The following is a 13,948-nucleotide window of genomic DNA, read 5'->3' as shown; positions in this document are numbered from 1 at the left end:
ATACCGGGCGCTTGGGGCGAACTCCCGGTGGATGGTTCCGACGTCACGGGCACACCATCACATCCCCGACCGAATCCGATTCCCGGTACCGCTCCGTAACAGCCAGTCACCCGGTCCATCTGCGGAAGTCTAGTTCGGATATCGGATATCACGCATCGGGGGAACGTCGACCCGAGCCGCAACCAGCACCCCATCGCCCTACCTTCGCCCCCACCGACCGAGTTTGATGCTGGACAGGCATCGCCCGACCGAGGAACACGCGCTCCGCCGCGCCGTCCCGACGCGGCGGAGCGGTCCCTGGATAGGCGCACAACAGGGAGCATCTGTCCTAAAAGGACCAGAAAAGCCAGAAGGAGCCAGATGAGGACACATCATTCTGTTGAGGGCCACTCCACAAAGGCACCCTCATCTACCAAGAGAGATAAAATATCTTATTTCTGCCCTCGATCTAGTGTCCAGCGCGGCCACCGAAGCGACGCGGGCGAGGGCAATGAGAACACCGAGGGGAACGAGGGCGCCGAGGCCAGCAAGGACAACAGCGCGGGAGCCGGCGACGCCGGGGAACTGGATCGCCCGAATGGCGCCGACGGCCGGGGGCGGTCGCCCGGCCAGGACGGGACGTGGTGGCGCCGGGCCGTCCTGTACGAGGTGTACCTTCGCAGTTTCGCCGATTCCGATGGCGACGGGATCGGCGATCTGGAGGGGCTACGGCGGCATCTGCCCGTGCTGGCGGAACTCGGCGTCGACGCGATCTGGATCACGCCCTTCTACTCGTCCCCCATGGCCGATCACGGGTACGACGTCGCCGACCATCGCGGCGTGGATCCGCTCTTCGGTGACCTCGCGGACCTCGACGCCGTGCTCGCCGACGCCGCCGAGACCGGGCTCGCCGTGCTGATCGATCTCGTGCCGAACCACTCGAGCTCGGCGCATCCGGCGTTCCAGGCGGCGCTCGCGTCCGCGCCGGGCAGTCCCGAGCGGGGGCTCTACATCTTCCGCGACGGCCGAGGCCCCGGCGGCGAGCAGCCTCCGAACAACTGGGAATCGGTGTTCGGTGGATCGGCCTGGACGCGGGTGGCGGACGGCCAGTGGTACCTGCACCTGTTCGACGCCGAGCAGCCCGACTGGAACTGGGATCATCCCGCCGTCCGCGCGGACCATGCCGCGACGCTGCGGTTCTGGCTCGATCGAGGGGTCGACGGGTTCCGGATCGACGTGACCCACGGGCTGGTGAAGGACACCGAGCTACGGGACAACCCGCCCGGCGCCCGGTTGGCTCCGGACAGCGGGTTCCGCGAGGAGCACGAGCCCCGGGTCTGGGACCAGGACGGGGTGCACGAGATCTACCGCGAGTGGCGCGCGATCACCGACGAGTACACCGCCCGCGACGGGCGTCCCAGGGTCCTGATCGGGGAGACCTGGGTGCGCGACCCGGCCCGGCTCGCCCGCTACGTGCGACCGGACGAGCTGCACCTGACGTTCTCGTTCTCCCTGCTGAGCATCCCCTGGTCGGCGGCGGCCTGGCGGGCCGCCATCGACGCCGAACGCGCCGCGCTGACGGCGGTCGGCGCGCCGGGCACCTGGGTGCTCGCCAACCACGACGTGGTGCGGCCGGCGACCCGTTACGGCGGCGGTCCCACGGGGACCCGCCGCGCGCGCGCCGCTCTGCTCACGCTGCTCGCGCTGCCCGGCACCGCGGTGCTGTACCAGGGCGACGAGCTGGCGCTGCCGCAGGCCGAGGTGCCGCCTGCCGCCCGTCGCGACCCGATCTGGACGCGGTCCGGGGGGACGTCGCCGGGCCGGGACGGCGCCCGGATCCCCCTGCCGTGGTCGGGGGACGCGCCCCCCTACGGATTCACCTCGGCCGGCGCCGACCCGTGGTTGCCGCAACCCGCCGACTGGGCGGACCTCGCGGTCCTCGCGCAGGCGGCCGACCCGATGTCGACCTGGCTGCTTGTGCGCAGCGCGCTCGCCCTGCGCCGCGCCCTCCCCCACCTGCGTGGCGACGACCTGCGCTGGCGGAACGACTCCCCGGCCGGATGCCTGGCCTTCGACCGCCCCGCGCCGGCAGGCTCGTCGGTGCCCCCGACCCCGCCCACCTCGGTGGGGTCGGCCAGTATGACATGCGTGACGACGACCGAGGGGGAGGCGACGATTCCGCTGCCCGGACGGCTGGTGCTCGCCAGCGGACCGGTGGGGTACGACGGCGCGACCCTGACGCTGCCCCCCGACACGACGGCGTGGATCGCACCCCGCGACGGCTGAGAACACCCGTCGCCCGGATCGGACCGCACCGTCGTGCCGCAGAATGGACGGGTGAACCAGTCTCCTCCGCGCACTCTCCCGATCAGCTCCTTCTACGACGCCGCCGGCGGCGAACCGACGTTCCGGAAGCTGGTCGCCCGGTTCTACCAGGGTGTGGCGAACGATCCGGTACTGCGCCCGCTCTACCCGGAAGAGGATCTGACCGGCGCTGAGGAGCGCCTGCGCATGTTCCTCATCCAGTACTGGGGTGGCCCGACCGACTACCAGGAGCAGCGCGGGCATCCTCGGCTGCGGAGGCGGCACGCCCCGTTCGCGATCGGCCCGACGCAGCGGGACGCCTGGCTGAAGATCATGCGGGCCGCGGTCGACTCCCTGGACCTGCCGCCCGATCTCGACAGGCAGCTCTGGGACTATCTGTCGATGGCGGCGAATTCGCTGCAGAACCGACCCGACTGACCGCTCGGTGCCCGCGGGCACCGGCCGGCCCGGGTGCGCCCTCAGTCCCGGGTGAGCTTGCGGTGGGTGACGCGGTGCGGGCGGGCCGCCTCCTGCCCGAGACGGTCGATCTTGTTGGTCTCGTAGTCGGCGAAGTTCCCCTCGAACCAGAACCAGCGCGCCGGGTCCTCGTCGGTTCCTTCCCAGGCCAGGATGTGGGTGGCGACCCGGTCGAGGAACCAGCGGTCGTGGGAGATGACCACGGCGCAGCCGGCGAACTCCAGCAGCGCGTCCTCCAGGGAGCGCAGCGTCTCCACGTCGAGGTCGTTGGTGGGCTCGTCGAGAAGCAGGACGTTGCCGCCACGCTTGAGGGTGAGCGCGAGGTTCAGCCGGTTACGCTCCCCACCGGACAGCACACCGACGGGCTTCTGCTGGTCCGGCCCCTTGAACCCGAATGACGACACGTACGCCCGGCTCGGGAAGTCGACCTTGCCGACGACGATGTGGTCGAGGCCGTCGGAGACGACCTGCCAGACGTTCTTCTTCGGGTCCAGGCCCGAGCGGGTCTGGTCGACATAGGCGATGTCGACGGTGTCGCCGATGACGAGCTCTCCGGCGTCCGGCGCCTCCTGGCCGGTCAACATCTTGAACAGGGTCGTCTTACCGATGCCGTTGGGGCCGATCACGCCGATGATGCCGCCGCGCGGCAGGGTGAACGACAGGTTGTCGATGAGAAGCCGGTCATCGAAGCCCTTGGTGAGCCCCTTGGCCTCGATGACCTGGTTGCCGAGCCGGGGGCCGGGCGGGATCTGGATGTCCTCGAAGTCGCGCGGGCGCGCCCGGTCCGCCTCGGCGGCCAGCTCCTCGTAGCGGGCGAGACGCGACTTGCTCTTGGTCTGGCGGGCCTTCGGGTTGGACCGGACCCACTCGAGTTCCTGGGCGAGCACCCGGCGCCGCTTGGCGTCCTTCTGGCCTTCGACCTTCAGCCGGGCCGCCTTGTTCTCCAGGTAGGTGGTGTAGTTGCCCTCGTAGGGCAAGGCACGGCCCCGGTCGAGCTCGAGGATCCAGCCGGCGACGTTGTCCAGGAAGTACCGGTCGTGGGTGACGGCCAGCACGGCGCCCGCATAGCGGGCGAGGTGCTGCTCCAGCCAGGCGACGCTCTCGGCGTCGAGGTGGTTGGTCGGCTCGTCGAGCAGGAGTAGGTCGGGAGCCTCAAGCAGGAGCTTGCACAGCGCGACCCGGCGGCGCTCACCGCCGGAGAGCAGGGTGACGTCGGCATCGCCGGGCGGCAGCCGCAGCGCGTCCATGGCCTGGTCGAGCTGGCTGTCGAGCTCCCAGGCGTTCGCGGCCTCGATCTTGTCGATAAGCTCGGCCTGCTCGGCGAGGAGGGAGTCGAAGTCCGCGTCGGGCGCGGACATCTTCTCGTTGATCTCCTCGTAGCGGGCGAGCACCCGGCGGATCTCGCGCACGCCGTCCTCGACGTTGCCGCGGACGTCCTTGGTCTCGTCCAGCGGGGGTTCCTGGGCGAGCATGCCGACCGTGTAGCCGGGGCTCAGGGTCGCCTCGCCGTTACTCGGCTGATCGAGGCCGGCCATGATCTTGAGCAGGGACGACTTCCCCGCGCCGTTCGGGCCGACTACCCCGATCTTGGCTCCGGGGAGGAACGACAGGGTCACATCATCGAGGATGACCTTGTCGCCATGGGCCTTGCGCGCTTTGCGCATCTGGAAGACGTACTGCGCCATGCCATCAACCCTAGGGCATCGCGCCCGCGTTCCTCACAGCGGTGATCGGTGGCCCGTCGGCCGACGTCGGGGACCGGCGGATCATCGGATGCCGTCCGGCCCCCGGACGGCATCCGGTGGGTACCACACCACAAAGAAGGGCACGGACTGTGGAGGCGGCCACTGTGGGGGGCGACCACTGCGTGGGGGGCGACCACTGAAACGTGGGGGCGTGGAGGCGACCACTGAAACGGAGATGACGAGCACGGGGAGGACGGCATGCTCGCGAGTGACCATCGGCTCGGGCTGGCGGCCGAGGCGTTCATCTTCGGATATCCCCTGGTCAGCAACGTCCGGCTGAGCGTACGGACGGCGGCTGAGGGAATCGGGCCAATCCGGCCCGCCGGGTACAACGCCTTCGCTCACGAGACGGAACCGCCCGCGCCACTGTCCTGCTTCGTCAGCGTCGACAACGACGCCCTGTGCTCGGTGGCCGAGGTCGACCTCACGCCGGGTCCGCTGGTCCTGCGGATCCCCGACACGCCGGATCGTTACAGCGTTATGATCTTCATGGACGCCTGGCGGAACAACTTCGCCTACGTGGGACGGCGAACCACCGGCGGACGAGGTGGGCGCTATCTGCTCGTCCCGCCGGGCTGGACGGGCAGCGCGCCCGCGTCGCTGGCCCGCATCGAGGCACCGACCCGGCTGCTGACGCTGATCAACCGGTTCGGCTTCGACGGCCCGGCGGACATCGCGGCGGTGTCCCGGCTGCAGGAGGAACTGGACCTGAGCCCGCTGGATTCCGAGGCCCGCCGCGCGGAGGGACCGCCGGAACACTCGAAGAGGGTCTGTGACGACCTCCGGTTCTGGGAGGAGCTACGCATCTGGCTGCGCGCCTATCCTCCGTCGCGGGCCGAGGCCGAGTACGCCCGCCACTTCACCTCACTCGGGATCCTCGACGATCCTTCGCCGTACGTCGACCCCAACCCGGGCCTCGCCTGGTCCCTGCGCACCGGGCTGCGCGCCGGCCGCGACAAGCTCGAACGGGTGGCGCACGCCGGCCGGGCGCTGACGAACGGCTGGGTGAGCACCCCGCATGCCCTCGACTTCAACCTGGACCGACTCGGACCGGGCACGATCGACGATCCGGCCTGGCGGATAAGCGATCGGGCACAGGCCCGTCTCGCCCGGGCGATGGCCGCCCGACTGCCGCGGGGTGCGACACACGGCTATGAGGAGATCCAGGCGAGCCGTGCCATCGACACGGACGGCCGCCAGCTGAGCGGGGCCCACCGGTACCTGCTGGAGCTGGTGCCGCCGCCGCAGGCCGCGTTCTGGTCGCTGACGATGTACGACGCGCCCGAGTACTACCTCGTCGAGAATCCCCTGCACCGGTATTCCCTGCGGAGCGGCGACCGCGATCTGCGCCGCGGTCCGGACGGCTCGGTGCGCATCCTGCTCCAGAGTGATCCCCCGGAGGACGGCGGGCCGCTTGACAACTGGCTGCCCGCGGCGGTCGGCGATTTCCGGCCCGTCCTACGGATCTACGAGCCGGGGGCCGACGTCCTCGACGGAACGTACGTGCTCCCTCCCATCCGCCGCATCGACCGATCACCGGGCCAGCCGATCATCAGGACGACCGTTCACCGGGGCGTCGGGGCGCCGGGGCAGGCAGGTCACCCGGGCGGGCAGGTCAGCCTCGACGATCATCGATGATGATGCGCAGCGGCGGCCGACGTCCCTCGCCGACCTCATCGACCTCCCCGAGGGATCCGAGCACGGTGACCGGCGGGCCGGCAGCCGGCCGGGAACCGTCCGGCCGGGAACCGTCCCGTGCGGCCAGCCGCACGGGCAACACCTGCTGATCGAGGAAATGTTCCCGTCCGGAAGGGCTCGTCGCGTAGTAGGCCACGGTGATGGAGGTGCCCCGACCGTCCCGCACGGTGCTTGCCGACGGACGGCCGAGGGATCCGGAATGCACCCGGGACCGACCGGAGTCGTTGCGGTCAGTCACGATTCCGGTGCTGTCCATGCCGCCAGCGATGTTGGCAATACTGGTGATACTGATGACATCGGTGGTATCGAGGCCGTCCGCGTCGACGGTGAGGATCATCGAGGTGGGGATCCGCGGATGGACCGGAATCGACAGGCGGCGGACACCCTCGGTGAGCACGACGCGGGCGGAACGGGCGCCCGCGGGCGCGGCATCCACTCTCAGGGTCACCGCCACCCGCCTGCCGCTCCTGACCGCCAGCCGTTCGACCCGCGCGGTGGAGGGCGAGGCGGGTGAGCGGTCGTAGGCCGATGCCAGGCGGAGCAGATAGGCCGGGCGGTCCGCGTGGTCAGCGGCCACGATGAGATCGTCGACCCCCCGCGACACGGCGAACAGCACAGGATCTTCGAGCTTCGGCCCGTTCGCGGTCACCGGAGTGGGATGCCCGAGAAACGGCGGGTTCGCCGCGACGAACACGAGCGGATCGCCCGGCAGCCGGTCCAGCATCGCGCTGAGGTCACGGTCGTGCCCGGTGAGCGTGAGGTTGGCGCGCACCGCCCCGACCAGGACGACGGCCGTGAGCGCCAGGATGGCGGCGCCGGTCCCCGCGACGGCGATGAGCCCGAGTCTTCGCCCGCGGGCGAAGACGGCTTCGCCGGCCCTGACCAGGCCCTCCGCGCCGAGGTGGACGAGCGGGATGAGCACCGGGACCAGGTAGAAAGGGCCGACGTAGCGGATGCCGCCCCACAACTCGGCCGCGTTCCACGCGCCCCAGAAGCCGACGTATCCGCCCAGGAAGAGCAGCCCACCCGCACCCAGGAGCGCGGCGGGTGCGGACAGCTGCCGCCGAGCCGCCACGACGATCGCGCAGCCGGCCAGCACCACTCCCCCGCAGGCCCAGCCGCCGAACAGCCACAGGTGGTCGCCGACCGACCGCAGCCCTTCGAGCAAGCCGAAGTCGTGCCTGCCGTCGCCGGGATACAGCTTGCGCACCCCGAAGCCGAGCTTGTCGTCGGGTTCAAGGAGCGTGAACGGCAGCCGCAACGGGTCACCGGTGGCAGCGGCGTTGCTGAGCAGGACAAGCGCCACGGGCGCGGCGAGCCCGCAAAGCAGCCACCGGCCCAGCCAGCAGCGCCCGCCCGTGGAGGTCAGGAGCAGCCAGATCGCGAGCGGAGCCAGGAGCAGGACGACGTCATACGGCCGCACCGCCGCCGCCACGCCGAGGGCGAGGCCCGCGACGACCACCGGTGCCGCCCGTCGGCGGCGCCGTCCCCGCAACACCCCCAGAACGGTCACCTGCAGCAGCACCAGGGTCGGCAAGTAGCTCAGCACCATCGCGCTCTGCAGGATCACCAGCGGGGAGAGGGCGAGCAGGGTCGCCGCCAACGCCGCGGTCCGCCGGCTACCGAACAGCTCGACGCCCAGCAGGTAGGTGACGACGACCGCCGCCATGACGATCATTGCAAGCGCCGGATCGATGCTTCCCGTCAGCACGATGCCGATTGCGAAGATCGCGGGTACGAAGGGCGTGTACTTCAACACGTAGTGATCGCCGACAACGGTTCCCAGCCACGGCAGGTAGGACCGTGCCGGGTCCGGGGCGGGCGGGAACAGGCGGCCCTCGGCGAGGGTCCTGGCATGCAGGAGGTAGATGCCCTCGTCGTTGTTGACCGACAGGAACGGGAACACGGTGTGCCGGAGGACGACGGCGACCGCCGCGCTCAGAACGGCGAGCACCATCACGTACCGAGCGGGCCCCGAGATGCTCGCGAGACGAACGCGCAGCCGCTGGACGGGAGTCCGCCGACCGCGAGCGGCGTCGGAGGCCGGCGGCCCGGCCGGCGGTTGTTCTCCGTCCGGCCGGGACCGCGGCGTGTCGTTCCGGGGCTCGGCGTCACCCCCGAGCCCAGTGTTACCCCCGAGCCCAGTGTTACCCCTGGGCACGGCGTCACCCCTGGGCGCGGCGACGACCACCGATCCGGGTGTCCCGTGCGCAAGGCCGCTCTCCAAGCCGGGACTCACGACAACCTGCGCATCGATGACGTCGAAGGGCGCCTGCGGCTCTGTCCCGGGTTCGACGGAGACAGGCCCCGTCTGCCCCATCTCGTGCCGGCTGCTCATCCACGGCACGGTACCCAGCGCCCTCGGCCGCAGCGGACGCAGGTCGGTCCGACTCGCCCTCCAGGTCCCCACCATCGGCTGGACGGTCAGGACAGGTCATGGGAGGAGGGAAACGACTGCCAGGGGGAATCGCCGACCGTCACCGCGGACGGGCGCGGTTCGCCGGGCGCCGCACCCGCGCCCTGGAGCCGCCCGGAACCCTCCGGCGGTCCCTCGGCCATCGACGCCATGGCCGTCGCGGCGGATGCCGCTCCGGCCGCATCCGCATCCGCATCCGCACCGGCGACCGGGAAGCCGGCCAGAGCGCCGTGCTCGGATCCCACCAGAGCGGATCCCACCAGAGCGGACGGATCACTGGGAACATCCGTCGCGGCCGCCGCCACCACCGCGGAGCCCGGGCGACGGGCAAGTCGCTCCGAGCGAGCCGCATGCCAGGTGAGCTCGGTTCCGACCGCATCCGCGTCGATCTCGTAGGTAACCCGCCGTTCCCCTTCGCCCGTCTCGAACGACCGCTGCCGCAGCCTGCCGTAGACGAGCGCGCGATCACCCCGGACGAGGCTGGCAGCGACGTTGTCCGCGAGCTGGCGCCAGCAGGAGACCCGCAGGAACAGCGTGGTTCCGTCGACCCAGCGGCTCTCGGAACGATCGAACCGGCGGGGCGTCGATGCGAGGCGGAAGGTGCATATCGACGCACCGTTGGCCGTCATCCGATGATCCGGATCGTCGACCAGGTTGCCGACAAGCGTGATGGTCGTCTCGAGCATGGCGTGCTCCTCGGGTCAGGGACGGATCCGCCGGGCTGGCCGCGAACGGCCTCTCCCACAGTGAGCCGTCACGGCGACTTCGGAAACCCTCGGTTGGTCGCCTGTGGATAACGAGGGTTCGCCCACAGGCCACGCATCCACGGACCCACGCGCACCGGCACGCCGACGCTCGGACCCCACGCCGGTCCGCGACGCATCCCGTCTGCCCACCTGCCACGGACGCCTCAGCGTCGTACCTCGGCCTTCCCAGGAGCTTGACCTTCCCAGGAGACGGCGCGTCCCCGCGTGTTCGATGCCTGGTCGAACCTTGCTACCCTGTTGTAGCTCCCCGGTGGGCCCATCCCCTGCAAGCGCGCCCGTAGCTCAGTGGATAGAGCGAGTGCCTTCTAAGCACCAGGTCGCAGGTTCGATCCCTGCCGGGCGCACTCGGGGATCAGGCTCGCATGCTGCGCCTTTTCGATCCCCTCGTCAGGCCTGCCGGGGGGCCGAGCCCCCCGACACCCCCACGTGCAGCAACCGGTGTAGCAACGAGTCAGGGTCGGGGCCCGGTCAGGTGGCCGTCGAGCCGGCCCAGAGCCCGCCGCTTCTCCCCCATCGAGGCGTGCGCGTAGATCGTCATCGTCACCTCGATCGCCGAGTGGCCCGCGATGTCACGGACGATGTGCGGCGGCACGCCGAGGTCCAGGAGCAGCGTCACGCAGGTGTGCCGCAGCCCGTGGAACACGACCCCGTCGAGCCCGGCCGCCTGACGCAGCGGCATCCAGAAGCGGCGCAGGTTGTCCGGTTCGATCGCCGTTCCGATCTTCGTGGTGAAGACGTGGTCCGTCGTCACCCAGCGGTCGCCGGCCGCGTCCCGTTCCGCCTGCTGGAGCTTGCGATGCTCGGTGAGTGCGTCGGCCACCAGGCCCAGGAGCGACAGCGTGCGCTCCGAGTCCTCCGTCTTCGGCGGCAGCAGCCGCAGCTCCCCGCCGACCCGCTGGAGCGTGTGCCGAATCGTCAGCGTCTCCCGGTCGGTGTCGATGTCCGACCACTGGAGCCCGAGCAGCTCCCCGCGGCGCATCCCGAGGAACAGCGCCAGGACCAGCAGCGCATACAGCCGATTGCCGGCAGCTTCATCGAGAAGCCGGTGTGCCTGCTCGACGGTCAGACCCCGGTCGACGTTGTAACGAGGGGTCGAGACCTGGACGAGCTTCGCCACGTTCCGTCGGATCAGTTCCTCGCGCACCGCCGCCTGGAGCGCGTTGCGGAGCACGGCATGCACGACCTGAACCTGACGCTTCGATGGACGGCGGTTGCAGCACTGGCCGACCGCGCAGCAGCGCCGTTCCTGTTCCGGCCGCGCCTTGTCCCTGCCCATTTCGCAGCACCGGCAGGTGGTTTCCGTCCGCCGGATGAACTGCCGGACGTCCGCACCGCTCAGCCTGTTCAGCCGCTTCTTCCCGAGCCCCGGGATGAGGTACAGCCGAACCGCCTTCTCATAGGTGACATAGGTGTTCGGCTGACGGTTCGGCTTCACCGTCTGCGCGAGCCAGACCGTCAGGAAGCGTTCGACGGTCCATCCGGTGGCGTCCGCCGGAATGCCCTGATCCGAGTTGGCCTGAAGCTCCGTGAGCTTGCCGCGGACGATCTCTTCCGACTTGCCGTAGACCGGCCGCCGCTTGGTCGTCCCGTCAGGCATCAGGACGTAGGCCGCGCCGACCCACAGGCCGTCTCCGCGCTGGTAGATGGAGCCCTGGCCGTTGGCGCGCTTCCTGCGCTCCTTGCGCCGGCCGTTCGACGAGCCGGGGGTGGTACTGGGCATGGGTGACTTCTCCTTGCCGGAAGAACGGGACAGGTTCACGCCGGCCGCGGGCGACGTTGCCCGGTTCCGGTGGCGTTCCGTTCTCTGGCGTTGGAATGGTCTGCCGGGGCGCCGGCCGCGTCCAGGGCGCCTACGGCGTCGCTACGCGATCGGCCTTCGGCCGACCCTGGACCCGTCCGACACCCTGACAGCTTGAAACGCCACCAGAGAACGGAAGAAAAATGTGGTTAGAGCAGGCAGGACTGCCGTTACGGACGGCTGATGTTCGCCGCCGCCGGATCCGTCGATGGATTTCCGTTCGCCGGGACCATTGCCGGAAGTCCAGGCACCTGGCGGAACACGAGCACCGCGTTCACGTCGCCGTAGTGCTCGGTGAAGAAGGCATCCGCGGGAAGGTTCGCGAGGATCGCCGCCAGGTCGCCGACGTCCGCGCCGGGCCGGATCGTCAGCTCGTGGTCACCGGTGTTGGTCTTGTGGGTCGCGACGAGCGGGGAGTCTCCGCCGGGGGTGCGCCACGCGCCGAAGTTGCCAGACGAGAAGATGTTCACAGGACTTCTCTCCTTTCCCGGAGCGGCAACACCTCCTTACGCGGGTCCTGCACCGCCACCACCACAACCCCGGGCGCCCGACCCTGGGAAAGCAGCAGCGGCAACGCCGCCCCGATCCGCTTCTTCACCTCCCGGTCGGTCACATACGCCGTCAGGGAAGCGATCTCATCGACCACCACGACGATCAGCGGCTCACCGACCGTCGGGACGTGCAGCCGGGTGGTTCCCGCGAGCCGGAAGGTCCGGTCCCGCATGACGCTCACCGCGTCGTCGAGGAGATCCGCGATCGCGTCGGTGTCGGTCGCGAACCGGGCGAACAGCGGCTCCCCGAACGCCAGTTCCATCCCGCCCTTCGGGTCGCACACCCACAGCTCCACCAGCCCCGCCCGCACCGCCGGACCGAGACCGCGGACGAGCGACCACAGCACCGAGCCTTTACCCGCCCCGGTCGCCCCCGCGACGAGCACGTGAGTTCCCCGGACCGGCAACGTCCAGGGACGGCCGTCCTCGCACCGTCCGACGGGCACCGCCGACAGCCCGGCGAGCAGCCGCGACGCACGCCCGCCACGGCGGACGAGAGCGGAGGGAACAGCTCCGGAAGGGTCAGAGCCGGCAGGGTCAGAGCCGGCATCGTCGGCGGAGTCGTCCGGATCGGTGGTGTCGTCCAGGTCCGGCGGAGTGACCGGCCGGGTCAGCGGATCCCGATGGTGGAAGGAGACCCGGACGAACCGAAACGTCTCCGCCCGCACCTGGCAGCGCCGAGCCCGGAACACGTGCCGCAAGGCTTCGGCCTGCTCCGCCCACTCCGCAGGGGTCTGCCCCGGCAGCAGCTCCACCCGCAGCACGTCCACCGACCGCGACGAACGGATCTTCCGAATCCGCGGGAAGTACTCGTCGAACGTCACCTGATCACCGGTCGACGTCGGCATGCGGATCGCCAGGTCGGTGTGCACCATCGCCGGCTTCCAGCGCCACCGGTAGACGAACGTCAGCCGCGCCCGTCCCCACACCCACCAGGCCACTGGCCCGAAGGACCGCGGATGCACCCGCCACCACGCGACCGCCACCAGGACCAAGGCCGCGACGAGCACGGCCAGGCCGACGAGCCCCACCCGGTTCACCACCAGAAGCAGGCCGACCACGAACGCCACGGCGACGCGGTGACGCCAGCAGCCCCGCGCGCCAGCCACAGCAGCTTGCCGGCCACCGCCACCAGCAGCATCCACACCGGCACGCGCACCTTGTCGACCCGCGAGGGAACCCGCGGGAATCGCTGGTCACCGTTGATTCTGGACATGGCAATACCACCTGTTTTCGAGCGCACGAAACACAGACCGACGGGATTGACGAACGAAGAGGGAAAGGCGAGAAACGGGAATTCGTTTCCTCGTGATGCCGACGACCGGCGGGAAAACTACGCGGCGCGCGGCCCGGCCATGTCGTCAGCCGGAGCCGCTACCGCCACCGCCGCCGCTTCGGCGGATTCCGTGGCTTCCTGGGATTCGAACTGGAACTTCTCGTAGGCGATCAGGTAGTCGTTGACCGCCGCGAGCAGCTTGTACGCGAAGTCGACATGCCGGGCGTCCGGTTCCCGCCCCAGCGCCGACACGCTCAGGCTCACCCGCCCCGCGTCCACGACCAGGATCGGCGCGCGGTCGGGGTAGGTGTGGCAGGTCACCAACCAGTCCGCGCCGACGGACAGGCCGAGCGTCGCGTACGACTGCTTCGGCTCGCCGCTCACGCCGCCGCCCCCGTCCGCCGCAGCGGGCCGACCTGCCGCAGGCCCACCGCGCGCAGGGCGTACCCCTGCTTGGGGAACTTCCCGTTGATGTCCACCCACGGTGTGATCGTCAGCCCCTCGAACTGCACCGGCCGGAACGGCGTGCCCGGCATCGCCTCCGGCAGGACCGGCTGCACCGCGGCGGCGACCTTCACCTTCAGCTCCGCCTGCCGGGCCGCCGGGTCGGGGTCCAGCACGCGGACCGCCCAGACCCGCTCGCCGGTGTTCGGGTCGCGCTCCTGTGGATCGGGAGCGTTCGCCTTTACCTTGTCGTAGTCGTTCGCCGCCTCCACGCCGAGGACGAACGCCCCCGCCGGGAACACGTCCTCGAAACGCACCGGAATGCGTCGCGGTATCGCCATAGTCCGTCTACCTCCGTAGGGTCAGCCCCGCCACCGGAAGTCCGGTTTCTGTCGGGCAGCACCTACTCTGAACCGCTCACGAACCGATCGCCAAGCGCTTTCGTATCTATGTATACGGAGTGCGGATGGAAATTATCCGGTGACCGTCTAGA

General features: G+C 70.1%; 10 protein-coding genes, 1 tRNA gene and 1 pseudogene. 4 read left to right on the top strand and 8 right to left on the bottom strand.

Features of this window, described 5'->3' with window-relative positions:
• Positions 1–360 precede the first annotated feature (360 nt).
• Positions 361–2,265: a glycoside hydrolase family 13 protein gene (locus FRANCCI3_RS05750; RefSeq protein WP_011435596.1), complete on the top strand. Its 1,905-nt coding sequence runs from the start codon at positions 361–363 to the stop codon at positions 2,263–2,265.
• A gap of 33 nt (positions 2,266–2,298) precedes the next feature.
• On the top strand, positions 2,299–2,721 hold the full coding sequence (locus FRANCCI3_RS05745) for a globin (RefSeq protein ID WP_011435595.1): 423 nt from the start codon (positions 2,299–2,301) through the stop codon (positions 2,719–2,721).
• 41 nt (positions 2,722–2,762) lie between these two features.
• On the opposite strand, the gene ettA is transcribed toward FRANCCI3_RS05745, so the two are convergent.
• Positions 2,763–4,445 (bottom strand): energy-dependent translational throttle protein EttA, encoded by a 1,683-nt coding sequence (ettA, locus tag FRANCCI3_RS05740; protein ID WP_011435594.1) that lies wholly within the window; start codon positions 4,443–4,445, stop codon positions 2,763–2,765.
• Positions 4,446–4,703: 258 nt separating this feature from the next.
• On the opposite strand from ettA, the gene FRANCCI3_RS05735 reads away from it, so the two are divergent.
• Positions 4,704–6,143, top strand: coding sequence for a DUF1254 domain-containing protein (locus tag FRANCCI3_RS05735; RefSeq protein ID WP_011435593.1), 1,440 nt, complete (start codon positions 4,704–4,706; stop codon positions 6,141–6,143).
• Here the strand turns inward: FRANCCI3_RS05735 and FRANCCI3_RS05730 are convergent.
• The gene (locus FRANCCI3_RS05730) at positions 6,121–8,616 is read right to left on the bottom strand and encodes a glycosyltransferase family 39 protein (RefSeq protein WP_035958528.1); all 2,496 of its coding nucleotides are present in this window, start codon (positions 8,614–8,616) and stop codon (positions 6,121–6,123) included. The genes FRANCCI3_RS05735 and FRANCCI3_RS05730 overlap by 23 nt on opposite strands.
• 11 nt (positions 8,617–8,627) lie before the next feature.
• Positions 8,628–9,305, bottom strand: a complete 678-nt coding sequence (locus FRANCCI3_RS24225; protein WP_011435591.1) for a single-stranded DNA-binding protein — start codon at positions 9,303–9,305, stop codon at positions 8,628–8,630.
• Positions 9,306–9,657: 352 nt separating this feature from the next.
• Here FRANCCI3_RS24225 and FRANCCI3_RS05720 point away from each other — a divergent pair.
• A tRNA-Arg gene (locus FRANCCI3_RS05720) sits at positions 9,658–9,730 on the top strand.
• 107 nt (positions 9,731–9,837) lie between these two features.
• On the opposite strand, the gene FRANCCI3_RS05715 is transcribed toward FRANCCI3_RS05720, so the two are convergent.
• The 5 genes and pseudogenes from FRANCCI3_RS05715 to FRANCCI3_RS05695 form a co-directional block, all read right to left on the bottom strand.
• Positions 9,838–11,106: a tyrosine-type recombinase/integrase gene (locus FRANCCI3_RS05715; protein ID WP_011435590.1), complete on the bottom strand. Its 1,269-nt coding sequence runs from the start codon at positions 11,104–11,106 to the stop codon at positions 9,838–9,840.
• A 248-nt stretch (positions 11,107–11,354) separates the two neighbouring features.
• A complete protein-coding gene (locus FRANCCI3_RS05710) occupies positions 11,355–11,654 on the bottom strand; it encodes a hypothetical protein (RefSeq protein WP_011435589.1) in 300 nt (99 codons plus the stop codon).
• Between the two features lie 14 nt (positions 11,655–11,668).
• A pseudogene (locus tag FRANCCI3_RS05705) lies at positions 11,669–12,951 on the bottom strand (FtsK/SpoIIIE domain-containing protein); the annotation flags it as partial.
• Between the two features lie 117 nt (positions 12,952–13,068).
• Positions 13,069–13,395 carry a hypothetical protein gene (locus FRANCCI3_RS05700; protein ID WP_011435587.1) on the bottom strand — a complete coding sequence of 109 codons (327 nt, stop codon included), beginning with the start codon at positions 13,393–13,395 and terminating at the stop codon, positions 13,069–13,071.
• Positions 13,392–13,796, bottom strand: coding sequence for a hypothetical protein (locus FRANCCI3_RS05695; RefSeq protein WP_011435586.1), 405 nt, complete (start codon positions 13,794–13,796; stop codon positions 13,392–13,394). The genes FRANCCI3_RS05700 and FRANCCI3_RS05695 overlap by 4 nt, the downstream gene beginning before the upstream one ends.
• Between the last annotated feature and the right edge of the window lie 152 nt (positions 13,797–13,948).

Source organism: Frankia casuarinae (genome assembly GCF_000013345.1).
Taxonomy (GTDB): Bacteria; Actinomycetota; Actinomycetes; order Frankiales; family Frankiaceae; genus Frankia; species Frankia casuarinae.
The sequence above is the reverse complement of the archived record's forward strand: the minus strand, read 5'-3'. Positions and strand labels throughout refer to the sequence as shown.

Excerpts from the sequence above, each read along its gene's own strand:
- FRANCCI3_RS05695 (WP_011435586.1), bottom strand. The coding sequence starts at position 13,796 with ATGGCGATACCGCGACGCATTCCGGTGCGTTTCGAGGACGTGTTCCCG.
- FRANCCI3_RS05715 (WP_011435590.1), bottom strand. The coding sequence starts at position 11,106 with ATGCCCAGTACCACCCCCGGCTCGTCGAACGGCCGGCGCAAGGAGCGC.
- FRANCCI3_RS05730 (WP_035958528.1), bottom strand. The coding sequence starts at position 8,616 with ATGGTGGGGACCTGGAGGGCGAGTCGGACCGACCTGCGTCCGCTGCGG.
- FRANCCI3_RS24225 (WP_011435591.1), bottom strand. The coding sequence starts at position 9,305 with ATGCTCGAGACGACCATCACGCTTGTCGGCAACCTGGTCGACGATCCG.
- ettA (WP_011435594.1), bottom strand. The coding sequence starts at position 4,445 with ATGGCGCAGTACGTCTTCCAGATGCGCAAAGCGCGCAAGGCCCATGGC.
- FRANCCI3_RS05750 (WP_011435596.1), top strand. The coding sequence starts at position 361 with ATGAGGACACATCATTCTGTTGAGGGCCACTCCACAAAGGCACCCTCA.
- FRANCCI3_RS05735 (WP_011435593.1), top strand. The coding sequence starts at position 4,704 with ATGCTCGCGAGTGACCATCGGCTCGGGCTGGCGGCCGAGGCGTTCATC.